The sequence below is a fragment of the Methylobacterium sp. J-077 genome (assembly GCF_022829365.1).
GTDB lineage: Bacteria > Pseudomonadota > Alphaproteobacteria > Rhizobiales > Beijerinckiaceae > Methylobacterium.
Window position 1 is genome coordinate 28417 of record NZ_JAKSYJ010000165.1, and the last position, 26283, is coordinate 54699.

Consider the following 26283-nt stretch of genomic DNA (forward strand, 5'->3'; position numbering starts at 1 on the left):
GCTGGTCCGGCCGGTAGATCCGCGGCCTGGCTCGGCACCGGATTCCGGCGTCTTCTGCTTGACTTGGGGGGCCTCGCGTGAATGGTGCCGGCCTTCCCAGAGAAGAAGCCCGTCATGCACCGTTACCGTTCCCACACCTGCGGGGCGCTCCGCCCGTCCGATGTCGGACAGACCGTCCGGCTCTCCGGCTGGTGCCACCGCATCCGTGATCACGGCGGCGTGCTGTTCATCGACCTGCGCGACCATTACGGGCTCACGCAATGCGTGGTCGATTCCGACTCGCCGGCCTTCAAGGCGGCGGAGGTCGCCCGTTCGGAATGGGTGGTGCGGATCGACGGCCGCGTCCGGACCCGGCCCGCCGGCACCGAGAATGCCGAGCTGCCGACCGGAGCGGTCGAGGTCTATATCGACGACCTCGAAGTGCTCGGCCCGGCCGGCGAATTGCCGCTGCCGGTCTTCGGCGACCTGGAATACCCGGAGGAGACGCGGCTGCGCTACCGCTTCCTCGACCTGCGCCGGGACAAACTCCACGCCAACATCATGAAGCGCGGGGCGATCATCGATGCGCTCCGCCGCCGGATGCGCGACGGCGGCTTCTTCGAGTTCCAGACGCCGATCCTGACCGCGTCCTCGCCGGAAGGCGCGCGCGACTATCTGGTGCCGTCGCGAGTCCATCCCGGCAAGTTCTACGCGCTCCCGCAGGCGCCGCAGCAGTTCAAGCAGCTGACGATGATCGCGGGCTTCGACCGCTACTTCCAGATCGCCCCCTGCTTCCGTGACGAGGACGCCCGGGCCGACCGGTCGCCGGGTGAGTTCTACCAGCTCGATATCGAGATGAGCTTCGTCACCCAGGAGGACGTGTTCCAGGCGGTGGAGCCGGTCCTGCGCGGGGTGTTCGAAGAGTTCGCCGAGGGCAAGCGTGTCACCTCGGCGTTCCCGCGAATTACTTTCGCGGATTCGATGCTCAAATTCGGCGTGGACAAGCCGGACCTGCGCAATCCCCTCATTATCGCCGACGTCACCGATGAATTTGCCCGGGACGACGTGGCGTTCAAGGCGTTCAAGGGCGTGATCGCGGCCGGCGGCGTGGTCCGGGCGATCCCGGCGACGGGGGCGGCCGCGCAGCCGCGCTCGTTCTTCGACAAGCTCAACGACTGGGCCCGCTCCGAGGGCGCGCCCGGGCTCGGCTACGTGGTGTTCGAGGACGATGGCGGCCAGCTCACCGGCAAGGGGCCGATCGCCAAGTTCATCCCGGCCGAAGTCCAGGCCCTGATCGCGCAGAAGACCGGCGCGAAGGCCGGCGACGCGGTATTCTTCTCCGCCGGCACCGAGGCCAAGGCGGCGGCGCTCGCCGGCAAGGCCCGGATCCGGATCGGCGACGAGCTGGGCCTGTGCGACAAGGACCAGTACGCGTTCTGCTGGATCACCGACTTCCCGATGTACGAGTGGAGCGAGGAGGAGAAGCGGGTCGATTTCTCGCACAACCCGTTCTCGATGCCGAACATCGACCGCGAGGATTTTTTGAAGTTCGACCTCGATGCGCTGGCATCCGAGGACGAGAGCGGCCCGGTCACCAAGACAATCTTGGGTATCAAGGCGTTCCAGTACGACATCGTCTGCAACGGCATCGAGCTGTCGTCGGGCGCGATCCGGAACCATCGCCCCGACGTGATGGAGAAGGCCTTCGCCATCGCGGGCTACGGCCGCGAGGTGCTGGAGCAGAAGTTCGGCGGCATGCTCAACGCCCTGCGCATGGGCGCCCCGCCGCACGGCGGCATCGCCCCGGGAGTCGACCGCATCGTCATGCTCCTGTGCAACGAGCCGAACATCCGCGAGGTGGTGCTGTTCCCGATGAACCAGCGCGCCGAGGATCTGATGATGGGCGCCCCCTCCGAGGCGACGCCCAAGCAGCTGCGCGAGCTGCATATCCGCCTGAACCTGCCCGAGAAGAAGGCGTAAGGCCCGGACGGGCCGACCCGCGATGGTCGGCCTCGTCGCGATCGTCGTCGCCCACGACAGCGCCGAGGTGCTGCCGGCCTGCCTCGCGGCATTGGCCGGCCAGCACGTACCGGCGATCGTTGTCGACAACGCAAGCCGCGATGCCTCCGTCGCTGTCGCCGAGGCAGCCGGCGCACGGGTGATCCGCAACCCCCGCAACGAGGGCTACGGACGCGCCAACAATCGCGGTGTCGCCGCGGCCGAGACGGCGGAGCGGGTCCTCATCGTCAACCCGGACGTGGTCCTGTGGCCCGGCGCCGTCGACGCCCTGCTGGCCGCCGCCCGTGCCTGGCCGGATGCGGGCCTGCTGGCGCCGCGCCTGATCGAGCCGGACGGCCGGTTCTTCTACCAGGCGCGCTCGCTGCTCGCGCCGTATCTCGCCAATCCGAGCGGCCGCCTGGCGCTGCCCGGGGGCGATGCCTGCGCACCGTTCCTGTCCGGAGCGTGCTTAATGATCGCGCGCGCCCTGTTCCTCGACCTCGGCGGCTTCGACCAAAACATCTTCCTGTTCTACGAGGACGACGACCTGTGCCGGCGCGTCGCCGAGACCGGCCGCGCCCTGGTCCATGTCCACGGCGCCGAGGTGCTGCACGGCCGCGGCCGGTCCTCGGCGCCGGAGCGGGGCCGTGTGTTCCGCACGCGCTGGCATCAGGCGTGGTCGCGGGCCTATGTCAGCCGCAAATACGGCCTGCCCGATCCGAGCCCCGCGACCCTGACGACCAACCTGCCGAAGGCGCTGCTCTCGGCCCTGGTCCTGCGCCGGGCCGGCGTCGAGCGCTACGGCGGCTCGGCGGCCGGCGCCCTCGCCTTCCTGCGCGGCCGGACCGCGCTCGCCCGCGAGGAGCTGCCCGGATGAGCGCCCCGACCATCGCCGAAGCCCTCGGCAGCGGACGCAACGGCTTCACCGGTCTGCGGCTGGCCCTGGCCGTGGCCGTGGTGGTGTCCCACGCCTTCAGCGTCGCCACCGGCGCCGCCGGGGACGAGCCCCTGGCCCGGCTGACCGGCTACACCCTCGGCGAGCACGCGGTGAACGGCTTCTTCGCCGTGTCGGGCTTCCTCGTGACCATGAGCTGCGACCGGCGCGGCATCCGCGACTACGCCATCGCCCGGACGTTGCGGATCCTGCCGGGGCTCGTGGCCGCGACCCTCGTGGTGTCCCTCGGCCTGGGCGCGGTTCTGACCCAGCTACCGGTCGCCGAGTATTGGCGCGATCCGGGCCTGTGGTCGTTCATCCGCGGGACGCTGACGACCTTCAAAAGCAACGCCGCCCTCCCCGGGGTGTTCGCGGACAACCCGTACCGGGCGCCTCTCGGCACCGTCTGGACGCTGAAATACGAGGTGCTGTGCTATCTCGGCGTCCTCGCCGCGGCCGTGTGCGGTCTGCTCCGGCGGCGCTGGTCGGCCCTGGCGATCGTCGCGGGGCTCGCACTGGCGCTTGTCATTCTGGGCGGCCTGCGGGGTTCCGACCTGCCCAAGGGCACCGAGACTGCCCTGCGCCTGCCCCTGATCTTCGCGGTGGGTGCGGGCCTCTATCTCTGGCGCGCGCACCTGCGGGTCTCGGGGGGGGCCCTCGCCTGCCTCGCCTTCGGGGCCTTTGTCCTGGCGCGGACACCGGTTTATCCGGCCCTGCTGTTCCTGGTGGAGGCCTACGGTGTGGTCTGGCTCGCCCTCGGACCCCTGGCGCGGGGGCTGTTCGATCCGCCCGCGGACCTGTCCTACGGGATCTATCTCTATGGCTGGCCGGTGCAGCAGTCCCTGCACGCCCTGTGGCCGGAATTCTCCGGGGTCGCGCTGCTCGCCCCGTCCCTCGCGTTGACCCTGCCGGTGGCGGCCCTGTCGTGGTACGGGATCGAGCGGCCGGCCCTGGCGCTGAAGGCGCGGGCGCTCGGGCGGCGGCGCCTCGGCACGATCGAGCCGGCGGGACCATGACGGATCCCGACAGGCTGCTCCCGCCAGCCGCTGCCTTAGCGTCGGCGGCAAGGCTGCTGGAGGCCCAGGGCTTCACGATCGTCGCCCGGAACGAGCGCGGCGACAGCCTCTACCTCGCGCGTCCGGGCCATGACGCGACCCTTCGCCTGTCCAACCATGCGCGCCGGCCGCGGCAGCGGCGGAGCCATCCGGAGGTCGTGACGAGCCTCGTGGTGGCGACGCCGAAGCGGCCGAGCCAACTCAAGGTAATGATCGCGGCGGCGCTGCGGGATTTTGCGGCTCGCGCGTCCAAAGCTGCGGACATGCAACCGCCGACTCAAGAATAGGAAAATGTTGACAAAGCGTGCCGCCCGGGATAGGTTTTTTGTCCGGGCGGAGGTAGGGCGGATGTCACGACTGACCAACGATCGTCATGCTCAGGACGTCGCTGCCCTCCGCGCCGAGCTCGCTGGCCTCGCCGTCGGCGTCAAGCTGATCCGGCTTGAGCGCGTTTTGAGCCGCAAGTACCGCCCCGACCAGCCGCGCGCGCCAGCCGGGCAGTCCGATGGCGGCCGCTGGGTTTCGGAGGGCACAGACGGCGCTTCCGAGGCTCAATCGCAAACAGAAGACGCTGTGCTGGAAGATGGATCACGGGTTCTTTCGATCCGGATCCGAGCCAAACCGCATACGGACTGGGACGAGCAGCACACGGTCACCGGACCGGACGGGACACGCACGGTCTTCGAGACTTCCGGTCTCACGCAGACGATCCGCGATGGCGACAGCGGCGAGATCCTGGCTCGCAGCCGACTCACCCAGGATGGGGCCGAACCGGAGGCCTTCGTCCAACTGGCCCGAAGCCGGCCGCGCCCCTTCGACGATTTGGCCCGGCGATTCGCGAGAACGCTCGAGGCCGCGGGATCGCTCTTCTCGGTTTTGTCCGGGCAGAACACTAAGAATCGCAAGGCGATATTCGTCGCCCCCGCGAGCGAGTACATCCCGGGGGATGCTTACGACAATCGAGCCATGTGGGTCGGTGCCGTGGGGCAGACCGAGCTTGATCAGCTATGTCCGCGTAATCGGGAGGTACAGGCCATTGCGGATTCGGTAGCGGCCGACGTACGCGCCTCTGGCAATTACATGGATGAGCAGGATTTCGGGAATAAAGTCCACGTCAGGATTGCAGATATAATCCGGGCCATGAAAGATCCAAATTTCGATGCTGAAATATCATACGACCCCATTACCGGCGACAAAGTGATATACGGTACTAAAGGATCACTTCGTCTGGATACGTTGGAGCATCCAAAGCCATCCACGGTTTGTGTGTATGATCATAAGACCGGTAGAGGCTACCTGAGGTCGAGGCGAGCAGTCGATTTGGTCAGCGCCGCTCAAAAGCGTTATCCTGATGCTACAAGATTCATTGCCATTGAAATCAGGGCGGGCCAATGACAAACGCCCGCCAAGTTCGCGAAATCTTCAAGCCTTTCGCCAAGCATGATGAAAACTGGAAGGAGATGCGTCTACGTTTTCTGCTGAGAATGCCCGTGCGCCACATATCGTGCGGTATCTTTATAGAAAGAATTTCGAATCCTGACAGTTTTTGGCCCAGCTTGGTTGCCAATGCGTTATTTTACTCGAATTTTCGCAACGAAATAAGAATCGGAACTTATTCCGAGCCTCTTTCGAGAACAAGCCCGTCTTCGACAGCATGTTGGCTGTGGTCTGATCCGACCGCGATTCGCGATGCGATAGAAGTAATCAGAACTTATGCGCTGCCGAAACTGAATTTGTACGGCACAATCGAGGGGTACAGCAGCTTACTCGATGGTAGTCAGCGCTTCTACAGCGAGCCCCTGGAGGACCGCATGATCGTCCACATTGCGGCCGGCAATCTCGATGCCGCCCGAACGATTTGGCACCAGCAGCAGTCGCTGCGCGCCGGAAAATTGTTCCCGCCCGGATCGCGCGCGCATCGCTGGCAGGCGCAACTCGCCGCCGTGGCGGAACCGCTCATGGCCGGCGATCGTCCGGCGCTCGCCAAGATCCTGCACGCATGGGAGGCGGCCAACGTCCGGGGAACGGAACTCGAGCCCTATTGGGAGCCCACGTCCTTCCCGCTGGAGCGATGAGCCCGCCAGAATCTCATTCCGCGTCCGCCGCGTCGCGCAGATAGGGCTCCACCGAGCCCTTCAGCTTCACCGTCATCGGGTTGCCGGCCCGGTCCAGGGTCTTGCCCGCCGAGAGGCGCACCCAGCCCTCGCTCACGCAATACTCCTCGACATTGGTCTTCTCGACGCCCTTGAAGCGGATGCCGATGCCGCGCTCCAGCAGGGCCGCGTCGTAATACGGGCTGTTCGGGTTGACCGAGAGGCGGTCGGGCAGCGCAGGGTCGGACATGGTCGGGCTCCGGGTTCGGGGCGAGGATGGGCCGCGGATTACGCAATCCCCTGCGCGCCTGCAACGCTGCCCGCGGCCGCGATCAAGCCGGCCACGTCGCCGCTCTGCAGCAGCGGCACGAGCCGCGTCACCGTCGCGTGCGGCAGGTCCCACCACGCCGCTGCCACAAGAGCCTCCACGGTCGACGGGTCGAAGCGGTGCCGCACCACCCGCGCCGGGTTGCCCGCCACCACCGCGTAGGGCGGCACGTCGCGGGTCACCACCGCCCGGGCCGCCACCACGGCCCCGTGCCCGATCGTGACGCCCGACAGGATCATGCAGCCCGATCCCAGCCAGACATCGTGCCCGATCACCACGTCGCCCCGCGACGCGTGGTAATCCTTCGGCGCACGCGCGTCCGGGAACAGCCCGCGCATCGCCGCGAATGGATAGGTCGAGGCCCAGTCGAGCCGGTGGTCGCCGCCGAGCAGGATCTCGACCTTGTCGGCGATGGAACAATAGCGGCCGATCGTCAGGCGACGGCCGCTCTCCGGGAAGCGGACTTTTGGACGCCCGTACGAATAAGAGCCTATGGAGAATCCGTAGGCTCTCGTCAGCGCGGCGAGGTGGATCCGGGTCTCGTTGTGCGGGTTGCGCCTCCCGCGCAGCCGGTGCAACAGACCCCTCACGATGGGATCCGGCGCGGTGTGCGACCGCGTCGACTCCGGGAAAGCGGGCGAGCTGGAAGGTGAGCGATGGCCGATAACATGTCCGAGGACCTCAAGGCCGGGGCGCTCGTCTACCACCGCCTGCCGCAACCCGGGAAGCTGGAGATCCAGGCGACCAAGCCGCTGGGCAACCAGCGCGACCTGGCGCTCGCCTACACGCCGGGCGTCGGCGTCGCCTGCATGGCGATTTACGACGATCCGCAGCAGGCCGCCGAGCTGACGATCCGCCAGAACCTGGTGGCGGTGCTCACCAACGGCACTGCGGTGCTGGGACTGGGCAATATCGGCCCGCTCGCCTCGAAGCCCGTGATGGAGGGCAAGGCGGTCCTGTTCAAGAAATTCGCCGGGATCGACGTGTTCGACATCGAGGTCGACCAGAATGACGTGTCCAAGCTCGTCGACGTGGTCTGCGCCCTCGAGCCGACCTTCGGCGGCATCAACCTCGAGGACATCAAGGCGCCCGAATGCTTCGAGGTCGAGGAGCAGTGCCGGGCGCGGATGAACATCCCGGTCTTCCACGACGACCAGCACGGCACCGCGATCATCGTGGCCGCCGCCGTGCTCAACGCCCTCGAACTCGCCGGCAAGACCCTCTCGGACGTCCGCATCGTCACCTCCGGGGCCGGCGCGGCGGCGCTCGCCTGCCTCAACCTGCTCGTGTCGCTGGGCGCGACCCGAGAGAACATCACGCTGACCGACATCAAAGGCGTGGTCTACAAGGGCCGCCCCGAGCTGATGGACCGCTGGAAGGACATCTACGCCCAGGAGACCGAGGCGCGCACGCTCGCCGAGGTGATCCCGGGGGCGGACGTGTTCATCGGCCTCTCGGCCGGCGGGGTGCTGAAGCCCGAGCTCCTGGAGAAGATGGCGGACAAACCGCTGATCATGGCGCTGGCCAATCCCTACCCGGAGATCATGCCGGATCTCGCCCAGGCGAAGCGCCCCGACGCGATGATCTGCACCGGGCGCTCGGACTTCCCGAACCAGGTCAACAACGTCCTGTGCTTCCCCTACATCTTCCGCGGCGCGCTCGATGTCGGCGCCACCAGCATCAACGAGGCGATGAAGCTCGCCGCCGTGAAGGCGATCGCGGCGCTGGCGCGCGAGACCCCCTCCGACGTGGTCGCCCGCGCCTATGACGGCGAGGCCCGGCCGTTCGGCCCGGAATCGCTGATCCCGAGCCCGTTCGACCCGCGCCTGATCGTGCGCATCGCCCCGGCGGTCGCCAAGGCCGCGATGGAGTCCGGCGTGGCCGGCCGGCCGCTCGCGGATTTCACCGCCTATGTCGAGAGCCTCGACCGGTTCGTGCACCGGTCCGGCCTGATCATGAAGCCGCTGTTCTCCAAGGCGAAGGCCGCCCCGAAGCGCGTGATCTACGCCGAGGGCGAGGACGAGCGGGTGCTGCGCGCCGTCCAGGCGATCGTGGAGGACAAGGTCGCGCTGCCGATCCTGGTCGGCCGGCCGCGGGTGGTCGAGTCCCGGCTCAAGCGCTTCGGCCTCTCGATCCAGCAGGGCCGCGACTTCGAGCTGATCGACCCCGAGGACGATCCCCGCTACCGCGCCTACGTCCAGACCTACCTGGACGTCGCCGGCCGGCGCGGCATTACCCCGGATGCGGCCCGCACCCTGGTGCGCACCAACAACACCGTGATCGGCGCCATCGCGGTCCGCCGCGGCGAGGCCGACGCCCTGATCTGCGGCCTGGAGGGCCGGTTCGAGACCCGGCTGCGGATCATCCGCGACGTGATCGGGCTCGCCCCCGGCATCACGCAATGCGCCGCCATGAGTTTGGTCGTGACCACCGAGGGCGCCTACTTCCTGGCCGACACCCACGTCCGCCAGAACCCCACGGCGGAAGAGATTGCCGAGGTCGCCCAGGCCTGCGCCGGCCATGTCAGCCGCTTCGGCATGACGCCCAAGATCGCGCTGCTCAGCCACTCGGATTTCGGCCAGTCGGATTCACCCTCGGCGATGAAGATGCGGGAGGCTTTGGCGCTGCTGCAGGCCCGCGATCCGGAGCTGATGGTCGATGGCGAGATGCAGGCGGATTCGGCCCTCTCCGAGCTGGTCCGCGACCGGGTGCTGCCGGGCTCGCGCCTCAAGGGCGCGGCCAACGTGCTGATCTTCCCGAATCTCGACGCGGCCAACATCGCGTTCCAGTTCGCCAAGGTGCTGGCGGATGCGCTTCCCGTGGGGCCGCTGCTGATCGGCCCGGCCAAGCCCGCGCACATCCTGACGCCCTCGGTCACCGCCCGCGGCATCGTCAACGTCACTGCCGCCGCCGTGGTCGAGGCCCAATCCGAGCCGGCGCCCCTGCCCGGTCGCGAGGCGGGCGCGGGCATGATCTCGGAGTGAGGTCATCGCGCCGATCCCGGCGGCTTTCGCTGCCGGGATCGCTTCGAGCGATCGTTCCTCAGGCCGCCCGGACGGTGTCGAGGAAGCGAGCTACCTCCGTGGTGAGGTGTTCGGACTGGCGCGACAGGTCCGTGGCTGCGCCGAGCACCTGGCCCGCGGCCTTGCCGGTCTCTTCCGCGGCGCTGGCCACACCGGTGATGTTGCTGGTCACCTCGCTGGTGCCGGCGGCCGCCTGCCCGACATTGCGGACGATCTCCTGGGTGGCGGCGCCCTGCTGCTCCACCGCCGCGGCGATGCTCGTGGCCACGCCGTTGATCTCCTGGATGCGGGCGGTGATCGAGCCGATCGCCGTCACCGCCTGACCGGTGGAGGCTTGCACCCGGGCGATCTGGCCTGAGATCTCTTCCGTCGCCTTGGCGGTCTGCTCGGCGAGCGCCTTCACCTCCGAGGCCACCACCGCGAAGCCGCGACCCGCTTCGCCGGCACGCGCCGCTTCGATGGTCGCGTTGAGCGCCAGCAGGTTGGTCTGGCCGGCGATCGACGAAATCAGCCCGACCACGTCGCCGATCCGGGCCACGGCGCTGCTCAGTTCCTGCACCAGCGCGCCGGTCTGCCCGGCCTCGGCGACCGCTCCCTGCGCGAGATTGGCGGATCCATCGACCTGCCGGCCGATCTCCTGGACGGAGGAGCCGAGCTGTTCGGAGGCGGCGGCCACGGTGTTGACGTTGCTGGCGGCTTCCTCTGCGGCAGTGGCCACCGTGGTCGATTGGCTGGCGGTCTGGGTCGCCGTGGCGGTCAGGGTCTGGGCAGTGGCCTGCAGCTCGGCGGCCGAGGATGAGACCTGGCCGATGATGCCGCCGACCGCCTGCTCGAAGGCCTCCGCCAACTGCCGCATACCGGCCTTGCGCTGCGCCTCGGCCGCCAGACGCGCCTGCGTCGCTTCGGCTTCGAGCTGCCGGTTGCGGATCAGGTTGTCCTTGAACACCTGCACGGCCGCCGCCACGGGTCCGAACTCGTTCCGATACACCCCGACCGGGGCTTCGACGGACGCGTCGCCGTCAGCCAAGATCCGCATCGTCGCCGAAATCGTCCGGATCGGCAGCAGCACCCCGCCGAAGACGACGATCAGGCCGAGGCTGACGAGCAGGATGACCGCCACCAACGCGGCGACGTTGCGGATCAGGGTGCCGCGCGCCTCCTCGGCCAGGAGTTCGGCGCGCGCGATCATCTCGTCGAGAGACCCGTAGGCGAGATCGACGATGGCCGCCTGTGCGCCGGTGTTGCGTTGCCGATACTCCTGGAACGTGACGCTCGGCGTCGTCCGCCGGCTCAGTGCATCGAACACGGCTTCGGAAATCTCCGCCGCCGAACCCTCGAAATTCTCGGTGCTCGCCTTGCGGAAGGCGGCCCGGACCTTGTCGGAGACATGGGTCGCTGCTTCGGTGGTGCCGGCCCAGGCGGTCTGCGACTTCGCACGCTCCTCTCGGCGGCGGCCACCGTCTCGGGAAGGGTCCAGGAGGCTCCTGCCGCCAGGGATGCCTGCACCCGGAGGGCGACGTTCCCGATCGCGACCCGTGTCGCCCAGGCCGCACGCTTCAGGGCCAGATAGCGTTGCAAAACCGCGTCCGAACGGGTGATGGCGCCGTCGACGGCGTCCGCCGTGGCGGTCAGCGCGTCCAGGAATTCCTGGAAGGCTGCGAGCGTCGCGGGCAGGAGCGTCGCGTCGCGCTGCGCTTTCGGGAGGCGCAGGGCCGCGTCGATGCGGGGGCGCAGCGCGGTGAGCGCGTCGTGTGCCGCGTTGAGCCGTGCGGCCGTTGCCGTGACCTCCGGGACATCCTGTTCACGCAGCAGGACTTGCACCCGGTAGAAGCTTTCGGCCATCGCCTGCCGGTTCTTCGCGATCGCCGACAGCGTGTCCGGTCCGGCCGGTTCCTGACTGCCCAGGGCCAGGGTCGAACCGCGCTCGATCCGCACCGGCAGGATCGTCTTGAGCAAGCGCCGGCTCGCATGCGCCAGGGTGACGGCTCGATCGGCTTGTCCTGCCTGCTCGCGCGCGTTGATCAGCGCGGTCGTCGTATAGGTTAGCAACATCAACGCCAATGCGCCGATCAGCAAGCACAGAAGAGTTTTGATCGAGACGCGTCCAAGCCAGCGCATGGCCAAACTCCCGTGGCCACTTGCGGCCGCTGCGAGTTTTGATACCTGAAGCTGGACTTTAACGCATCCGTTTTTATCGCAATCGGGCCAGTGATATTGCCGAGTTTCTGTAAATAAAAACTGTATTATTGATTTAACTGATAGTTGTTTATTAAGCGGCTAACTGGTTTTAGAGGTTGATCGACGATTATCTGATCTAAAAAACAGGCTTTTAATTTTAAACATGTTTACGGCGAGCGTGGTCGGGTCGAAATCGCAATGTCGCATGGAGCAACCGATCTTCGTTTCCGGCCTGATGCATGTGGCGGGTGCCCTGAGTGCGAGACCGCGCCAAGCGCCGGACTGGCGACGCAGTTCTGCGGCCCGGCGCCTGGCCTCATGCCGCACCGGGATGGGGGCGTTGCGTCGTCGGCGCCAGCGTTCCGGGAGAATGCGCGTACCCGCCTCCCGGACATGCGCGGAGCTCCGCGGACGACGCAATCTCGGATGCACGCTGACTTCGCGGGTCGACGCAGCCGGATAGCTCCGGGTCCAGTCTGGAGATGCCGAACGCTCCGGTGGCGCGATCCACGCCCCGATTGAGGCCGCGCACAGATCCGACTGACGCGCCGGTCGACCCCGGCCGCCGAAAAAGATCAGTCGGCGGCGCCGGCGATCTCGACCCGTCCGTCGAGCCCGACCACGCGGCCGAGACCGCGGACCCGGTTCAGCAGCCGATCGCTGGCGAGGGCGGCCCAATCCTGCGGCATGCGCAGGGTGACGCGGCCGTCCTCGACGACGAGGGGCGCGCGGGTGAGCGCGCCGTCCATGCCGGCCGAGATCGGGAACGCCACCCGCAGCAATGCGCCGAGGAGGCGCGCCCGCTCGAACAAGCGTGGTCCGGCGATGGTCCTCAGGATCGGGTTGGCCTTTTCGGGGGCCACGCCGCTATGGCGCAGCGACACCGACAGGGCGAGATAGGCGCGCCCGGGGTGATCCACCCCCACGAAGGCGGCGTTCTGGATCGCCGCGATGCTCTGCTCGTCGCGGTAATCGGGGTGCGCGCGCCAGCCGACATCCGAGAGGAGGCATCCCGCATGGCGTAGGCGGCGTTCGTCCGCGGTCTCCGGGCCGTCCAGCGTCGCCACGAACCGGTCCGTCCAGGCGATCAACTCCTCGCCATGGAGCGGCGCGCGCGCGCGCAGGGCGTTGAATTCGGCGGCCGATGCGAGAAGCGGATCGACAAGGCGTGTGTCGCGGTCGAGCTGCTCGAACAGCAGCCCCTCCCGCACTCCCGAGGCCGAGATGGCGACCTCCCGCGGGCGCCCGACCCGGATGATCTCTTCGAGGACCACGGCGCCGTAAGCCAGCAGCGGGCGCCGTGCCTCGGAGATCGCATCCACATCCGGGAGCTGGCCGACCTCCGTCTGCTCGACGATCTGGAGGAAGCTCATCTCGTCGGTGGGCTCGACCGCGTAGCCGTGCATCACGTGGACGGGATAGCCGCGCGCGGCCTGGTGCAGCCGTGCGAGCGCGCGCCAGGTGCCGCCGACCGCATAGAAGGTCCGGCCGCGCAGGGTCTCGAGCTGCGGCTCCGCCTTGCGCATGTGCTCGCGCACGATCTTGGCGGCCTTCTTGATCGATCCGCCGGACAGGTCCTGCAGGGCCAGCCCGCCGAGCGGCATGGTCACGCCCTGGCCGACCACGGTGCCGCGCACATCCACCAGTTCGAGGGAGCCGCCGCCCATGTCGCCGACCACGCCGTTCGGCGCGTGGAAACCCGAGATCACGCCCAAGGCGGACAGCTCCGCTTCCCGGCGACCCGAGAGGAGCTGGATCTCCTGGCCGCAGGCGGCTTCCGCGGCGCGCAGGAAATCCGGGCCGTTCTCGGCGTCCCGGGCCGCCGCGGTTGCCAGCACGAACACGCGGCCGACCCGCATCGTCTCGCACAGCACGCGAAACCGCCCCAGGGCGGTGAGCGCGCGGTTGACCGCATCCTCGTTGAGCCGGCCGGTGGTCAGGACGTTGCGGCCCAGACCGCACAGCACCTTCTCGTTGTAGAGCGGCGTCGGCGCGCGGCTCAGGCCGTCATAGGCGACGAGCCGGACCGAGTTCGAGCCGATATCGATGATCGCCACCGGCGGCCGCAGATCGCGCGAAGGTCTATCCGCGGAATGCGCGAGGGTGAGGTTGGCGCGAGGGCTGCCCAAACGTCCGAGTCCTTGATGGAGCGCAGCGAGCCGGACCGGCTGGCCGCGGGTGCAATCCAGAGCCGTGTTCGCCGATGTCGCGATCGAGACGGGCTCCACGTCAATGATGCGAAGGGCTTGCGGCCGAACCGATATCCTTGGCGGCGGTGATTGCTCTAAGCCCAATCGCACCGGCAGCGCAACGTTTCGTCTCTTCGGCCGTCCGGCCGAGCGTAGAGTCCGCGTGCAGAATTGCACAACCTGCTTGCGAAACCTGTCGAGTCTTCTGCGCATGCGTCGGGGCACTTAACCACGCTGCGCCCGGCGGCTCAGAGCACGCGGGCTCGACTTCTTCGAGGCCTTGCCGCGGCCGGAAAGACTCGGGTTCGTCATAAAGTACTTGTGCGCGTTGAACGGCTCCTCACCCTCCGAGGGTTGAATTCGCTCGCAACCACCGGAGGCGAGCAGCCGCCAGCTCTGGCGGTTGTCCAAGAGGTTGGCCAGCATGATCTGGTCGAGCACCTGCTGGTGCACCGTCGGGTTTGTGATCGGCAGCAGCGCTTCGACCCGGCGGTCGAGGTTGCGGCTCATCAGGTCGGCCGATGAGATGTAGATGGTGGCCTTCGGATGCGGCAGCCCGACGCCGTTGCCGAAGGCGTAGATCCGCCCATGCTCCAGGAAGCGCCCGACGATCGACTTGACCCGGATCGTTTCCGACAGGCCCGGGATGCCCGGGCGCAGGCAGCAGATGCCGCGCACCACGCAATCGATCTGCACTCCCGCGGAGGACGCATCGTACAGCGCGTCGATGATCTGCGCGTCGACCAGCGAGTTGCACTTGATCCAGATCGCCGCCGGCCGCCCCGCCTTGGCGTGGGCGATTTCGGCCTCGATATTCTCCAGCAGGCGGTTCTTCAGGGTCAGCGGCGAGACCGACATCCGCTCCAGCTCAGCGGGCTCGGCATAGCCGGTGATGAAGTTGAAGATCCGCGACACGTCCCGGGCGATCGCAGGGTCCGCCGTGAAGAAGGACAGGTCGGTGTAAACGCGCGCCGTGATCGGGTGGTAGTTGCCGGTGCCGACATGGCAGTAGGTGACGAGCTTGTCGCCCTCGCGCCGGACCACCAGCGACAGCTTGGCGTGAGTCTTCAGCTCGACGAAGCCGAACACCACCTGCGCGCCGGCCTTCTCCAGGTTGCGCGCCCAGCGGATATTGGCCTCCTCGTCGAACCGCGCCTTCAGCTCGACCAGGGCGGTGACCGACTTGCCGAGCTCGGCCGCCTCGGCCAGCGCCGCGACGATCGGCGAGTTCGACGAGGTGCGATAGAGCGTCTGCTTGATCGCCACGACGTTCGGGTCCCGGGCGGCTTGCGCCAGGAACTGCACCACCGAGTCGAACGACTCGTAGGGATGGTGGACGATGAAGTCCTTCTGCCGGATCGCGGCGAACACGTCGCCGCCGCTCTCGCGGATGCGCTCGGGGAAGCGCGGATTGTACGGCTTGAACTTCAGGTCCGGCCGGTCGATTCCGACGATCTGGGACAGCTCGTTGAGGGCGAGCATGCCCTCGATCAGGAAGATCGCGTCCGCGGAAATCTCCAGCTCGTCGGCCACGAAGCTGCGGAGATCCTCCGACATCCCCGATTCGACTTCGAGGCGGATCACGACGCCCCGGCGGCGCTGCTTGAGGGCGGTCTCGAAATGCAGGACGAGGTCCTCGGCTTCCTCCTCGATCTCCAGATCCGAATCGCGCACGACGCGGAACGCGCCGCTGCCCTTGACCAGGTAGCCCGGGAACAGCCGCCCGGTGAACATGCCGATCACCTGCTCGATCGAGATCAGGCGCGCGGCGTTGGCGCTCTCGCTCGCGGGCAGGCGCACGAATCGGTCGATGACGCCTGGGACGCGGATCAGGGCGCGCAGCAGCCGGCCGTCGCGCGGCCGCACCAGCGCCAGCGCGATGGTGGTGCCGAGATTGGGGATGAACGGGAACGGGTGTGCCGGATCGATCGCCAGCGGCGTCAACACCGGCGAGACGTGGTTGAGGAAATACTCCTCCAGCCAGGCGGCCTGCTCACTGGTGAGGGCGGCGGGCTCGACGATCTCGATCTCGGAGGCTTGCAGCTCCTCGCGCAGCTGGCGCCAACGGGCCTGCTGGTCGGCGGCCAGCCGAGCCACCTCGATGCCGATCCGGTTCAGCTGCTCGGACGGCGTCAGCCCGTCCTGGGACGGGAGCGTCAGCCCGGCCCGGACCTGATCGATCAGGCCGGCCACGCGGACCATGAAGAACTCGTCGAGATTGTTCGCCGAGATCGACAGGAAGCGCAGGCGCTCCAGCAGCGGATGGTTCGGGTTGGACGCCTCTTCCAAAACCCGGCGGTTGAACTGCAGCCAGGACAGCTCGCGGTTCACGAACCGCTCGGGGGAATGGCGCAGCGAGCGGCCGGCCTCGACCACGGGCTCGCGGGCGGCACCTGACGGCTGCTCTGCCGGCGCGGTCGGCACGGCGGGCCACTCGTCGGCGGTGTCGACCGGGGTCGGCGTCGTCTCCGCGACCGCGCCGGTGACGTCGGCCGTCGCGCTCGCGGCAGCCGTGCTCTTGGCAGCCGAATTCTTGAAGGCCGTATCCTTGGCGCCGGGCCTCCGGCCAGTCGCTTTCGGCGGCGTCGGGCTCTCGACGGCCGCGGTCGAGTCCTGGGCCGGGGGGCTGGCAGCAGCCGCGCGCTTGACGGGGGCACGCCGGACGGCGGGGCGGCGCGGGGCCGGATCGGTCGCGGCGGGCCGACGGGGCTCCGCGGCCTCGTCGGCAGCGTCGCGGTCCATGGGCTTCTGCGTCGATTCCATTCCGATTCCTGTCCTTGCCGGTGCCGGCGCGTCTAGCATTCTACACCCGTAGCTTTCACGACGCTTTCGTGACGGCCGCCGGTTTCGTCTTTTACGCGTCCGTCTCGCTCTCGTCGTCGAAGCCCAGGCGTCGTAGCACGGCCAGCGCCAGAGGGCGGCTGATCCGCCGTCCGCGCCCGAGCGCGTCCCGGTCCAGCTCGGCCACAAGGTCCCGGGCGCGTCCGAGGGAGCGGTCGATCCGCAGCGCCAGCGCCTCGATCACGCTGAGATCCACCACCAATTGCCGGTCGACGAACAGCTTGACCAGCACGGCGCGCATCAGCGCGTCGTCCGGCGCCTCGATGGCGATGCTGGGCGCGAGTCGCAGCCGCGAGCGCAGGTCCGGCGTCGCCAAACCCAGCGCGTCGATCCCGGCGGCGCTGGTCAGCAGGACCGGACAGGCCAGTTCGCGGGCGCGATTGAGCAGGTGGAACAGCGCTGCCTCGTCCCGGCCCGCCTCCCGGTCGATATCCTCGACGACCAGAGCCCCGTTCGACACGAGGTGCTGGACCGTGTCCGCCCCGACCTCGGCCGCCGTCACCGTCCAGGCATGGGCGCGCTCGGCCCAGATCGCCGCGAGGTGGCTCTTACCGCTGCCGGAAGGGCCGGTGAGCACGAGCACGCTGTCGGGCCAGTCGGGCCAGGCCTCGACGAGCGCGTAGGCCGCCTCGTTCGCCGGGCCGACCAGAAAATCCTCGCGGCCGTAGCGGGGATCGAGCGGCAGATCGAAGGCCAGCTGCCTCGGTGGTGCGTTCTCGCGCATGGGTTGCTCGGTTGGGGCGCTCAGGACGAATGCGCACCGTGGCGGTCAAGGCCCGGCCCGACGACGGCCCGCGCGCGCATGATGGCGCCTCCTGATGCGGCATAGCACGCCCCGTCCCGGAGGGCATCGGCTCTGCGCCGATCAAGGCGCGCGGCTGCCGACTCGCGCGGCGCGCTGGAAGCCGCTAGAGCGAACCCGATGATGACCGGGACGACGCTGGCATGACGGCCAAGGATGGACAGGGACTGACCTACGCGCAGGCGGGCGTCGATATCGACGCCGGCAACGCCATGGTCGAGACGATCAGGCCGTTGGTGCGCTCGACGCGGCGGCCGGGGGCGGATGCCGAGATCGGCGGCTTCGGCGGCCTCTTCGATCTGAAGGCCGCGGGATTCCGCGATCCGATCCTGGTCGCGGCCAACGACGGCGTCGGCACCAAGGTCAAGATCGCGATCGAGACCGGCCGGCACGACACGATCGGCATCGACCTGGTGGCGATGTGCGTCAACGACCTCGTGGTCCAGGGCGCCGAGCCGCTGTTCTTTCTGGATTATTACGCCACCGGCAAGCTGGTGCCCGGCGTCGGCGCCGACATCGTGCGCGGCATCGCCGAGGGCTGCCGGCAGGCCGGCTGCGCGCTGATCGGGGGCGAAACCGCCGAGATGCCGGGCCTCTACGACGGCTCCGATTACGACCTCGCCGGGTTCTCGGTGGGCGCGGCCGAGCGCGGCACGCTGCTGCCCAAGCCCGGCATCAGCCCTGGGGACGTGGTGCTCGGACTGCCCTCCTCCGGGGTCCATTCCAACGGCTTCTCGCTGGTCCGCCGGATCGTCGCCAAGACCGGCCTCGGCTGGGGCGCCCCGGCCCCGTTCGATCCGTCGCGCAGCCTCGGCGACGCCCTATTGGAGCCGACCCGGATCTACGTGAAGCCGCTGCTGGCCGCGCTGGAGGCCACCGATGGCATCCGCGCGCTGGCCCACATCACCGGCGGCGGCTTCCCCGACAACCTGCCCCGGGTCCTGCCGGATGATATCGGCATCGCCATCGATCTCGATGCGATCACCCCGCCTGCGGTGTTCGGCTGGCTCGCCCGCGAGGGCGGCGTCGCCGAGGCGGAGATGCTGCGCACCTTCAATTGCGGCATCGGCATGATCGTGATCGCTGCGGCGGACGTGGTCGACGACGTCGACGAGGCCCTGACCCGGGCGGGCGAGGCACCGGTGCGTCTCGGCCGGATCACCCCGCGCGGGCCCGAACCGGTGACCTTCCGCGGACGCCTCGCGCTCTGATGGCGACCCCGCGAAAGACCCGCGTCGCGGTCCTGATCTCGGGGCGCGGCTCGAACATGGTCGCGCTGATCGAGGCCGCGAAGGATCCGACTTACCCGGCCGAGATCGTCCTGGTCTTGTCGAACCGGCCCGACGCTGCCGGCCTGGCACGGGCGGCCGAGGCCGGGATACCGGCCCGGGCCATCGATCACACGACATTCACGGACCGCGCCAGCTTCGACTCCGTTCTCGACGCCGAGTTGCGGGCCGCCGACATCGACCTCGTGTGCCTCGCGGGCTTCATGCGGATTTTCACGCCGAGTTTCGTGGCCGGCTGGGCGGGGCGGATGCTCAACATCCATCCCTCGCTGCTGCCCCTGTTCAAGGGCACCCGCACGCACAAGCAGGCGCTCGACGCCGGCGTGCGGCTCCACGGCTGCACGGTCCATTTCGTGGTGCCGGAACTCGACGCCGGGCCGATCGTGGCCCAGGCCGCGATCCCGGTGCGTCAGGGCGACGATCCCGACAGCTTGGCCGATCGGGTGATCGTCCAGGAGCGCCGGCTCTACCCGGCGGTGCTGGCGCTGGTCGCCAGCGGTCGCGCCCGGCTTGAGGACGGCCGCGTCGTTATCGCCGAGTCCGCGCCGGACGGCGCGCTCCTCAGTCTGTAAGGGGATCCCGAAGGGACAAGTCCCTTCGGCAGGGTCCGGGGCGGCGCCCCGGATGTTAGACCGGCCGCTGCAGCTTGCAGCTGTCCAGCGCCGACAGCGCCTTGGCGCGGGCGGAATCGTTGAAATAGCCCGTGGCCCGGTAGGCCTCGATCTCGGATTCGTCCAGGCTGCGCAGGGTCTGCTTGGCGTAGCAACCGCAGGGGCGCTCCAGGGAGGCCTCGGGGGCACTGGTCAGGCGGGCCTGGACGATCGTGCAGGCGTGGCGCACCCGGCCTTCGAGATTGGCCTTGGTGGCGGTCTTGAGCGCCGGATCCGGCTCGTACTGCTGGAACGGGGCCGGGGATCCGCCCGCGAGGGCGGCGGTCGCGCCGATCGCGATCAGGCCGGTCGCGATCAGCAGGGGCAGGCGGCGCATCGTCATGGTCTTGGCGGTCCAGGGCTGAGGTTGAGTAACCTTGACCGTTGGTCGCCTTCGGGCTGCGATCCGTCAATGACGGGCCGGCCACACCGGGCGGCATTTGCCGTGCCGCCGGGTGCGCCGCGTCAGGATGGCGAGCCGGTGTGCCCGACCCGCCACCCCGGTTCCCGCCTCAGGCGGCGATATCGGAATCCTTGAAGAACTGCGCGATCTCGATCTTGGCGTTCTCGGCGCTGTCCGAGCCGTGCACGGTGTTCTCGCCGACCGACTCCGCGAACCGCTTGCGGATCGTGCCCTCTGCAGCCTGAGCCGGGTTGGTGGCGCCCATGACTTCACGGTACTTGGCCACCGCGTTCTCGCCCTCGAGCACCTGCACCACCACCGGGCCGGAGGTCATGAAGCTGACGAGCTCGCCGAAGAACGGCCGCTCCTTGTGGACCTCGTAGAACGTCTCGGCCTGCTCCTGGGTCAGGCGGATGCGGCGCTGGCCGACGATGCGCAGGCCCGCCTCCTCGATCACCGCGTTCACGGCGCCGGTCAGGTTGCGCCGGGTGGCATCGGGCTTGAGGATCGAGAAGGTGCGCTCGGTGGCCATGGTCTGTCCGGTCTGTCTGTGGAAAAGGCGGCGGGTGCGCCCCGGGCTGACGGGCGCATCTCAGACGCGAAAATTTCGCTTCCGCGGCAGGCTTATAGCGGGCGCCCTACCGGGCCTCAAGCGGCCTCGACGCTGGGATGGAACAAGCGTGGCCGTGGCGCTGCCGCAACACCGCCGAAAAATCGCCTGATTGCGACGGCTCTCTCGCCTCAAGCCGACTTCGTCCACCTCTCAGGCGCCCTCGGTGCCCTAAATTCGGAGACGAACCATGCGCCTCGCCCTCAGCGCCGCCCTCCTCCTCGCCGGCCTCTCGGCCGCCGCCGCCGATACCGGGAAGGATCCGTCCGGTACCTGGCTCACCGGCGACGGCCGCGCCAAGATCCGGATCGACCGCTGCGGCCCCGGTCAGAAGCTCGTCTGCGGCAAGGTCGTCTGGCTGAAGGCGCCGACCGCCGAGAACGGCGCAGCCAAGACCGACCTGAAGAACCCCGATCCGAAGAAGCGCAGCCGCCCCGTGATCGGCCTGCAGCTCATCGACGGCCTGAAGCCGGACGACGAGAAGTTCACGGGTGAACTCTACAACATCGAGGAGGGCAAGGTTTACACCGTGAGCCTCGAGCGCGAGAGCGAGGCCGAACTCAGCGTCTCGGGCTGCATGCTCAAGGTTCTGTGCGGCTCCCAGACCTGGACTCGCGTGCCGGACGTGAACCAGCAGGCGGCCAACAAGAACTGAGGCTCAGATCGCCGCGAGGCCGCGCTGCACGGCCGGCCTCGCCAGGACGGTCTCGAGCCAGCGCGACACGTTCGGCAGGGCGGCAATATCGACGCCCTGCTTGAAGTTGAGCTTGGCCCAGGTCAGCGTCGAGATGTCGGCGATGGAATAGTCGCCCGCGAGATAGTCGCGGCCCTCGAGGCGCCGTTCCAGGACGCCGTAGAGGCGATTGGCCTCGGTGGTGAAGCGCTCGATGGCGTAGGGCACCTTCTCGGGTGCGTAGATCTTGAAATGGTGGGTCTGGCCGAGCATCGGGCCGAATCCGGCCACCTGCCAGAACAGCCACTCGTCCACGGCGACCCGGGCGCGCTCGTCCGTCGGGTAGAACTGGCCGGTCTTGCGCCCGAGATATTGCAGGATGGCGCCGGACTCGAACACCGTGATCGGCTGCCCGCCCGGCCCGTCCGGGTCGACGATCGCCGGGATCTTGTTATTCGGTGAGACAACCAGGAAGTCGGGCGCGAATTGCTCGTTCTTGCCGATGTTCACCGGGACCACCCGGTACGGCAAACCGCACTCTTCGAGCATCACTGGAATCTTCCAGCCGTTCGGCGTGCTCCAGGTATGGACGTCGATCGGCCGCCCGGACACCGCTGCCATCGTGATCTGCTCCTCGACCGATCGCACGACGGCGCGGCGATCCCCGCCGATCTCGGACAATCCCGGCAGTGAAGACGATTTCCCGGCCGCGCTCAAGGGCGCCGTGCGTGCACGGCTCACGTTTCGGAGAGGGCGGCCATCACCTGTTGGCGAAAGCCGGCACGCTCTTGCCTGCCGCGTGGGTGCGCGGTGAGATCGCGGCCCGGAACCGTTGCGATTCCGGGGGGATTCTCGATGTTCGACCGTCTTGTGCGGATCGCGGTGCTCGCCGCTCCGCTTCTCGTGGCCCAGCCGCTCCTGGCCAAGGACACGCCTGCGAAAGCGCCGGCCGCGAGCGAGGCGCCAGCCGCCGCGCCGGCTGCGCCCGCCGCGAAGATTCCGAGCCCCGGGCAGAGCGCCGCGCGGGAGCGGCAGAAGACGTGCGGTGCGGAGTGGCGCGGGCTGACCGACGCACAGAAGACCGCGCAGGGACCTAAATGGCCGCAATTCTGGAGCAGCTGCAATAAGCGCTTGAAGGGCGGCGATAAAGCCTGATTTCCAGGCGAACCGCCGCGCTTCTCGTTCGTTTCCGATTTTGGAAGAGGCTTGGGCGGGAACCGGCGCGGAGATGATGGATCGGCGGGTGTCCTGGTCGTTGGCGGCTCGCGTGCGACATGGCTGAGGCTTCGGCCGCCGCGGGCTCAGCTCGGCCTGTCGCCTCGATCACCGACCGCCTGATCGGCTTCCTCGACGCTTGGGTGCCGAAGCCCGCGGCCTGGGCGTTCGCCCTGCGGATCTGGATCGCCATGATGCTGGCGCTCGCCGCCGCGTTCTGGCTGCAGCTCGACAGCGCCTCGTCGGCGGCGACCTGCGTGGCGATCCTGGCCCAGCCGAAGCGCGGGCAGGCGATCTCGAAGGCCGTCTACCGCTTGCTCGGAACGCTGATCGGCGCCGTGGTGTCGATCGTGTTCATGTCCCTGTTCGGCCAGGACCGGGTCCTGCTGCTGGTCTCGTTCACGGTCTGGATGGGCCTGTGCGTGTTCACCGCGCAGTACCTTCAGGACACCCGCGCCTACGGAGCGATGCTGTCGGGCTACACGGTGGCGATCATCGCGCTGGGCCAGATCGACCAGCCGCAGGGCACCTTCGACGCCGCGGTCTCCCGCGTGGCCGTGATCGTGCTCGGCATCCTCGTCATCACCTTCATCAACGACGCCCTCGCCTCTCCGAGCACGTGGCGGTCGCTGCTACCCCAGCTCGGCAAGGCCTGGGACGACACCCGGGCGTATGCGCGCGAGACCCTCGACAAGGGCGATCTCGGCGCCTCCCGCACCGCCGCGCTGATCCGCACCATCGCGCCGATGCGGGCCGATGCCAGCGCGATCGCCGGCGAACTCGACGACGGGCCCTGGCGGGCGGCGGGCGCGCGCAGCTGCATCGCGGCGCTCTACGTCCTGGCGGCGGCGATTCGCGCGGTCGCAGTGGCCGCTGCCTGCCTGCGAACACGCAGCGCCGCGGTCGAGGAAGCGCTCCGGATCTGCGGCCGTGTCGCGGACGATCCCGACTCGGATACCCTCGAGCGGGACGATGAACGCCTGCGCGACCTCGTCGACGCCGCGATCCGGGACGGCAAGCGGCCCCTCGACGAGGTCGTGGTGCTTCAGCGCGCCCTCGACGTGGTCTGCGCGGCGACCTTCGCGCAGGATGGGATCCGGGCCGTGGCCGATGGCCATCAACCCCTGCGCGACACATCCCTGCCGACCCAACGGGATTTCCCGGTCGCCCTGCGCGGGGCCCTGCGGGTGGCGATCGGCTTCGCCATCACGGCAGGCGCCTTCGTGGCGCTCGGCCTGCCGCAGGCGTCCTTCGCGCTGGTTCAGGTCGCCGCCACCGCGGCTCTGTCCTCGGTGACGCCGGATCCGAAAAAGTTCGCCAACGGCGTGGTGATCGGGATGACCCTGGCGGCGACCTTCGCGGGTATTGCCCGCTTCGTGTTCCTCGACGGGGTCCAAGGCTTCCCTATGCTGGCCATCGTGATGGCGCCGGTGATCTTCCTCGGCTGCTTCCTGTCGCTCAATCCGAAGACCTTCGGAATCGGCTTCATCCTGATCGTGTTCTTCCCGGTGCTGCTCGGCCCCTCCAACCCGCAGAGCTACGACGCGCAGACCTTCCTGCTGAACGCCTTCCTGGTGGTTGTCGCCGCCATCATCCTGTCGATCGTGGTGCGCCTCGTCCTACCGGTCACCCCCGCGCGGCAACGTGTCTATGCGCTCGATTCCGCTCAGCGCGCCCTGGCCGATGCGCTGGTCGGTGAAGGCGGCGACGCGACGACCCGCACCAGCCTGAACGCCGACCGCCTGTTTCAGTTTGCGGGCTACAGTTCCGGCAGCGGGGCTGTGCGCCGGGCCAGCCTCTCGCATGCCTTCGCGCTGGCCCGGCTCGAAGCCGCAGCCGCGCGCGCCCATGCCGAGTTGCGCCGGCTCTGGCCGGTCGAGCCGCTGCGGGAAGCGATCCGGCAGGGCCGGTCCGCGTTGGCCGCGGGCGATGACCGCGCCCTCGAGACCGGGGCCCGGGACTTGATCCGGGTGGCCTCGCGGCAGGACCGGATCGTGCGGCTCACCACGGCGCGGGCCGCGAGCGATCTGGTGACGGCGGCGCGAACCATCGCGCGTCATCGGCGGTTCCTTCGCCGACTCGACGTCGCGCTATTCTAACGCAGGATTTGGTTCGGGCCGGCATGTACCAGGACATCCATATCGGCGGGGTGTTGATCTCCTCCTTCGTCGCCTATGCGCTCGCCGCTTTCGTGATCCTCCTCGGACTGCGCCGGGTTTTCGCCTACATCCGCTTCAGCCGCTACGTCGCCAACGCGCCGCTCGCCGAGGCCGGAATTTACGTTTGCGTCCTCGCCCTCCTGATCGCGTTCATCTAGATGCCCGCCACCACCGCAGACGAGGACGATCCCAAGGCCGCTTCCCGCGAGGAGGCCGCCAATCGAACCGATCCGCCACCGCTGACCGCACGCCGAAGCCGCGCGGCGAAGATCTTCCGCTTGGCCGCCACCGGGGTGATCCTGCTCGTCGCCTTCGTGGCGGCGGCGTTCGTCTGGGAATTCTACGTCGCGGCGCCCTGGACCCGGGACGGCAGCGTCCGCGTCCAGGTCGCCAACATCGCCCCGCAGGTCTCCGGACAGATCGTCTCGGTGCGCGTCCAGGATAACCAGTCCGTCCACAAGGGCGATCTGCTCTACGTGATCGACCCGGTCGATTTCGAGGTTGCGGTCACCTCGGCGGATGCCGAGGTGAAGAACCGCGAGGCCGACCTTCAGGTGAAGAACGCGCAATCCGCCCGGCGGCAAGCGCTCACAACCGTATCGACCTCGGTGGAGGAAAAGCAGCAATACGCCGGAACCGCCAAGATCGCGGCGGCGGCCTTGGAGAGCGCGCAGGCGCAGCTGCGGCAGGCCCAGGTCAACCTCGAACGGACCCAGGTGAAGTCCACGGTCAACGGCCGGGTGACCAACCTGCTGATGCGGGTCGGCGACTATGCCCGCACCGGCACCTCGAACATCAGCGTCGTCGATACCGATTCGTTCTGGATCGACGGCTATTTCGAGGAGACCAAGATGGCCAACATTCATGTCGGCGACGCCGCCGACATCAAGCTGATGGGCTACGCTCCGCATCTCACCGGGTCGGTCGAGAGCATCACCCTCGGCATCTCGACAGCCAATGCCGCGGCGAGCACACAGGGCCTGCCGGACGTGAACCCAGTCTACACCTGGGTGCGGCTGGCCCAGCGCGTCCCGGTGCGCGTCCGTATCGACCACAAGCCCGACGACGTGCCGCTGGTGGCCGGCATGACCGCGACCGTGGTGGTGGGCGACGGGCGGGCGCCGATGCCGACGTGGTTCATGGATTTGCGCAACCGAGTCTCGGGGCTGACGAACAGCACCGCCGGCACGCAGGAAGCGGAGCGGCACTGAGACCGAGCCGGTCCGGGACGTTGCCGGGACTTGCCGCGTTGGCGCTGCCCGGCGCCGAGAAACGCGCCGCCGAGGAGACGGCCGTGTTCCGGACCGTATCTTGCGCAGCCGCCCCGTCCTTCGCGGACGGGCCCGTCCCTGGCGGCCCCCGAGAAGGTCTACAGCGTCGACCTGCGCGGCGACACGGACGAATCCTTCGCAATCGGCATCCGGTTTCTGGTCGAGAACAACATCGGTGCCAGCAAGTAAAGCGTGGCCGATCCGGACGCACACGATACGAATTGTTGCGACGCCGTGCGGATCGTCACAAGTCTTTGCGCCGGCGATACCGCGGTGCGGTGCTGCCGGGCGAGATCAGAGAAAAGCGAGCGTGGCCGGAATTTCCGTGTTGACGCGACTCCGAAGCCGGCGCAGTCTTCGGATGTGTTCAGCGACAGCGGACACGGACCGGATCAATACCGGGCATGTCGAAGATGTGCTGGTCCTGATCGGTCTTTCGAAGCTGGAGGAGACAGGGATGACTCCACCGCAGCGTGACGCCGCTTAGACGGTTTTGGGACAGGTTCGGCCCGGGATCCAGCGGCAGCAAACGAACAACCGGACGGAAGCGGCCCCAGGGGCGCAGAAGCGGCCACGCGATGGCCCGTCTTCGA

The 26283-nt window shown here is 68.4% G+C and carries 22 protein-coding genes and 1 pseudogene; 14 read left to right on the forward strand and 9 right to left on the reverse strand.

What is annotated here, in order from left to right; all coding sequences use genetic code 11:
• Positions 1–114 precede the first annotated feature (114 nt).
• From aspS to MKL11_RS20165, 6 genes are all read left to right on the forward strand, one after another.
• Complete coding sequence (gene aspS, locus MKL11_RS20140) at positions 115–1959, forward strand: aspartate--tRNA ligase (RefSeq protein ID WP_243946769.1); 1845 nt, start codon at positions 115–117, stop codon at positions 1957–1959.
• A gap of 22 nt (positions 1960–1981) precedes the next feature.
• Positions 1982–2854, forward strand: a complete 873-nt coding sequence (locus MKL11_RS20145; protein ID WP_243946771.1) for a glycosyltransferase family 2 protein — start codon at positions 1982–1984, stop codon at positions 2852–2854.
• Positions 2851–3927 carry an acyltransferase family protein gene (locus tag MKL11_RS20150; RefSeq protein WP_243946773.1) on the forward strand — a complete coding sequence of 359 codons (1077 nt, stop codon included), beginning with the start codon at positions 2851–2853 and terminating at the stop codon, positions 3925–3927. The genes MKL11_RS20145 and MKL11_RS20150 overlap by 4 nt, the downstream gene beginning before the upstream one ends.
• Positions 3924–4253 carry a hypothetical protein gene (locus MKL11_RS20155; RefSeq protein WP_243946775.1) on the forward strand — a complete coding sequence of 110 codons (330 nt, stop codon included), beginning with the start codon at positions 3924–3926 and terminating at the stop codon, positions 4251–4253. Before MKL11_RS20150 ends, MKL11_RS20155 begins: the two co-directional genes overlap by 4 nt.
• Before the next feature lie 61 nt (positions 4254–4314).
• Entirely contained in the window at positions 4315–5361 is a 1047-nt protein-coding gene (locus MKL11_RS20160) for a hypothetical protein (protein WP_243946777.1), read from the forward strand.
• Positions 5358–6041, forward strand: coding sequence for a hypothetical protein (locus tag MKL11_RS20165; protein WP_243946778.1), 684 nt, complete (start codon positions 5358–5360; stop codon positions 6039–6041). The genes MKL11_RS20160 and MKL11_RS20165 overlap by 4 nt, the downstream gene beginning before the upstream one ends.
• A gap of 13 nt (positions 6042–6054) precedes the next feature.
• Here MKL11_RS20165 and MKL11_RS20170 read toward each other — a convergent pair whose 3' ends face one another.
• Positions 6055–6309: a DUF3297 family protein gene (locus tag MKL11_RS20170; protein WP_243946780.1), complete on the reverse strand. Its 255-nt coding sequence runs from the start codon at positions 6307–6309 to the stop codon at positions 6055–6057.
• Positions 6310–6347: 38 nt separating this feature from the next.
• Entirely contained in the window at positions 6348–6965 is a 618-nt protein-coding gene (locus tag MKL11_RS20175) for a CatB-related O-acetyltransferase (RefSeq protein WP_279600613.1), read from the reverse strand.
• Positions 6966–7043: 78 nt separating this feature from the next.
• Here MKL11_RS20175 and MKL11_RS20180 point away from each other — a divergent pair, with 78 nt between their 5' ends.
• Positions 7044–9371 (forward strand): NADP-dependent malic enzyme, encoded by a 2328-nt coding sequence (locus MKL11_RS20180; RefSeq protein WP_279600608.1) that lies wholly within the window; start codon positions 7044–7046, stop codon positions 9369–9371.
• Between the two features lie 58 nt (positions 9372–9429).
• Here the strand turns inward: MKL11_RS20180 and MKL11_RS20185 are convergent.
• The 4 genes and pseudogenes from MKL11_RS20185 to MKL11_RS20200 all read right to left on the reverse strand — a co-directional run bounded on the left by MKL11_RS20185 (position 9430) and on the right by MKL11_RS20200 (position 17342).
• Positions 9430–11528 (reverse strand): annotated as a pseudogene (locus MKL11_RS20185) (methyl-accepting chemotaxis protein).
• A 635-nt stretch (positions 11529–12163) separates the two neighbouring features.
• Entirely contained in the window at positions 12164–13717 is a 1554-nt protein-coding gene (ppx, locus tag MKL11_RS20190; RefSeq protein ID WP_243946783.1) for an exopolyphosphatase, read from the reverse strand.
• 285 nt (positions 13718–14002) lie between these two features.
• Positions 14003–16540 (reverse strand): RNA degradosome polyphosphate kinase, encoded by a 2538-nt coding sequence (locus tag MKL11_RS20195; RefSeq protein ID WP_243946785.1) that lies wholly within the window; start codon positions 16538–16540, stop codon positions 14003–14005.
• A gap of 91 nt (positions 16541–16631) precedes the next feature.
• Positions 16632–17342: a DnaA/Hda family protein gene (locus tag MKL11_RS20200; protein ID WP_243946787.1), complete on the reverse strand. Its 711-nt coding sequence runs from the start codon at positions 17340–17342 to the stop codon at positions 16632–16634.
• Between the two features lie 221 nt (positions 17343–17563).
• Here MKL11_RS20200 and purM point away from each other — a divergent pair, with 221 nt between their 5' ends.
• Together purM and purN are read left to right on the forward strand one after the other, a co-directional pair.
• Entirely contained in the window at positions 17564–18631 is a 1068-nt protein-coding gene (gene purM, locus MKL11_RS20205; RefSeq protein ID WP_243946788.1) for a phosphoribosylformylglycinamidine cyclo-ligase, read from the forward strand.
• Positions 18631–19281 (forward strand): phosphoribosylglycinamide formyltransferase, encoded by a 651-nt coding sequence (gene purN, locus MKL11_RS20210; RefSeq protein WP_243946789.1) that lies wholly within the window; start codon positions 18631–18633, stop codon positions 19279–19281. The genes purM and purN overlap by 1 nt, the downstream gene beginning before the upstream one ends.
• 55 nt (positions 19282–19336) lie before the next feature.
• Here the strand turns inward: purN and MKL11_RS20215 are convergent, their stop codons facing one another.
• Complete coding sequence (locus tag MKL11_RS20215) at positions 19337–19702, reverse strand: hypothetical protein (RefSeq protein WP_243946790.1); 366 nt, start codon at positions 19700–19702, stop codon at positions 19337–19339.
• Positions 19703–19871: 169 nt separating this feature from the next.
• On the reverse strand, positions 19872–20294 hold the full coding sequence (gene ndk / locus MKL11_RS20220; protein ID WP_243946791.1) for a nucleoside-diphosphate kinase: 423 nt from the start codon (positions 20292–20294) through the stop codon (positions 19872–19874).
• Positions 20295–20562: 268 nt separating this feature from the next.
• On the opposite strand from ndk, the gene MKL11_RS20225 reads away from it, so the two are divergent.
• Entirely contained in the window at positions 20563–21027 is a 465-nt protein-coding gene (locus MKL11_RS20225; protein WP_243946792.1) for a DUF2147 domain-containing protein, read from the forward strand.
• Between the two features lie 3 nt (positions 21028–21030).
• Here MKL11_RS20225 and MKL11_RS20230 read toward each other — a convergent pair whose 3' ends face one another.
• Complete coding sequence (locus tag MKL11_RS20230; protein WP_243946793.1) at positions 21031–21666, reverse strand: glutathione S-transferase N-terminal domain-containing protein; 636 nt, start codon at positions 21664–21666, stop codon at positions 21031–21033.
• Positions 21667–21900: 234 nt separating this feature from the next.
• Here MKL11_RS20230 and MKL11_RS20235 point away from each other — a divergent pair, with 234 nt between their 5' ends.
• The 4 genes from MKL11_RS20235 to MKL11_RS20250 all read left to right on the forward strand — a co-directional run bounded on the left by MKL11_RS20235 (position 21901) and on the right by MKL11_RS20250 (position 25630).
• A complete protein-coding gene (locus MKL11_RS20235) occupies positions 21901–22200 on the forward strand; it encodes a hypothetical protein (RefSeq protein WP_243946794.1) in 300 nt (99 codons plus the stop codon).
• A gap of 119 nt (positions 22201–22319) precedes the next feature.
• A complete protein-coding gene (locus MKL11_RS20240; RefSeq protein WP_243946795.1) occupies positions 22320–24359 on the forward strand; it encodes an FUSC family protein in 2040 nt (679 codons plus the stop codon).
• A 23-nt stretch (positions 24360–24382) separates the two neighbouring features.
• Positions 24383–24577 (forward strand): DUF1656 domain-containing protein, encoded by a 195-nt coding sequence (locus MKL11_RS20245; protein ID WP_243946796.1) that lies wholly within the window; start codon positions 24383–24385, stop codon positions 24575–24577.
• Positions 24578–25630: an HlyD family secretion protein gene (locus tag MKL11_RS20250; RefSeq protein ID WP_243946797.1), complete on the forward strand. Its 1053-nt coding sequence runs from the start codon at positions 24578–24580 to the stop codon at positions 25628–25630.
• The last annotated feature ends 653 nt before the right edge of the window (positions 25631–26283 follow it).

What these genes read in the sequence shown, in the direction of transcription:
- MKL11_RS20195 (WP_243946785.1), bottom strand. Translation starts at nt 16,540, where the DNA reads ATGGAATCGACGCAGAAGCCCATGGACCGCGACGCTGCCGACGAGGCC.
- MKL11_RS20215 (WP_243946790.1), bottom strand. Translation starts at nt 19,702, where the DNA reads ATGACGATGCGCCGCCTGCCCCTGCTGATCGCGACCGGCCTGATCGCG.
- MKL11_RS20245 (WP_243946796.1), top strand. Translation starts at nt 24,383, where the DNA reads ATGTACCAGGACATCCATATCGGCGGGGTGTTGATCTCCTCCTTCGTC.
- MKL11_RS20200 (WP_243946787.1), bottom strand. Translation starts at nt 17,342, where the DNA reads ATGCGCGAGAACGCACCACCGAGGCAGCTGGCCTTCGATCTGCCGCTC.
- MKL11_RS20160 (WP_243946777.1), top strand. Translation starts at nt 4,315, where the DNA reads ATGTCACGACTGACCAACGATCGTCATGCTCAGGACGTCGCTGCCCTC.
- MKL11_RS20155 (WP_243946775.1), top strand. Translation starts at nt 3,924, where the DNA reads ATGACGGATCCCGACAGGCTGCTCCCGCCAGCCGCTGCCTTAGCGTCG.
- MKL11_RS20225 (WP_243946792.1), top strand. Translation starts at nt 20,563, where the DNA reads ATGCGCCTCGCCCTCAGCGCCGCCCTCCTCCTCGCCGGCCTCTCGGCC.
- MKL11_RS20145 (WP_243946771.1), top strand. Translation starts at nt 1,982, where the DNA reads ATGGTCGGCCTCGTCGCGATCGTCGTCGCCCACGACAGCGCCGAGGTG.
- MKL11_RS20150 (WP_243946773.1), top strand. Translation starts at nt 2,851, where the DNA reads ATGAGCGCCCCGACCATCGCCGAAGCCCTCGGCAGCGGACGCAACGGC.
- MKL11_RS20230 (WP_243946793.1), bottom strand. Translation starts at nt 21,666, where the DNA reads ATGGCAGCGGTGTCCGGGCGGCCGATCGACGTCCATACCTGGAGCACG.
- MKL11_RS20180 (WP_279600608.1), top strand. Translation starts at nt 7,044, where the DNA reads ATGGCCGATAACATGTCCGAGGACCTCAAGGCCGGGGCGCTCGTCTAC.
- MKL11_RS20250 (WP_243946797.1), top strand. Translation starts at nt 24,578, where the DNA reads ATGCCCGCCACCACCGCAGACGAGGACGATCCCAAGGCCGCTTCCCGC.
- ndk (WP_243946791.1), bottom strand. Translation starts at nt 20,294, where the DNA reads ATGGCCACCGAGCGCACCTTCTCGATCCTCAAGCCCGATGCCACCCGG.
- aspS (WP_243946769.1), top strand. Translation starts at nt 115, where the DNA reads ATGCACCGTTACCGTTCCCACACCTGCGGGGCGCTCCGCCCGTCCGAT.
- MKL11_RS20165 (WP_243946778.1), top strand. Translation starts at nt 5,358, where the DNA reads ATGACAAACGCCCGCCAAGTTCGCGAAATCTTCAAGCCTTTCGCCAAG.
- MKL11_RS20170 (WP_243946780.1), bottom strand. Translation starts at nt 6,309, where the DNA reads ATGTCCGACCCTGCGCTGCCCGACCGCCTCTCGGTCAACCCGAACAGC.
- MKL11_RS20235 (WP_243946794.1), top strand. Translation starts at nt 21,901, where the DNA reads ATGTTCGACCGTCTTGTGCGGATCGCGGTGCTCGCCGCTCCGCTTCTC.
- purN (WP_243946789.1), top strand. Translation starts at nt 18,631, where the DNA reads ATGGCGACCCCGCGAAAGACCCGCGTCGCGGTCCTGATCTCGGGGCGC.
- purM (WP_243946788.1), top strand. Translation starts at nt 17,564, where the DNA reads ATGACGGCCAAGGATGGACAGGGACTGACCTACGCGCAGGCGGGCGTC.
- MKL11_RS20240 (WP_243946795.1), top strand. Translation starts at nt 22,320, where the DNA reads ATGGCTGAGGCTTCGGCCGCCGCGGGCTCAGCTCGGCCTGTCGCCTCG.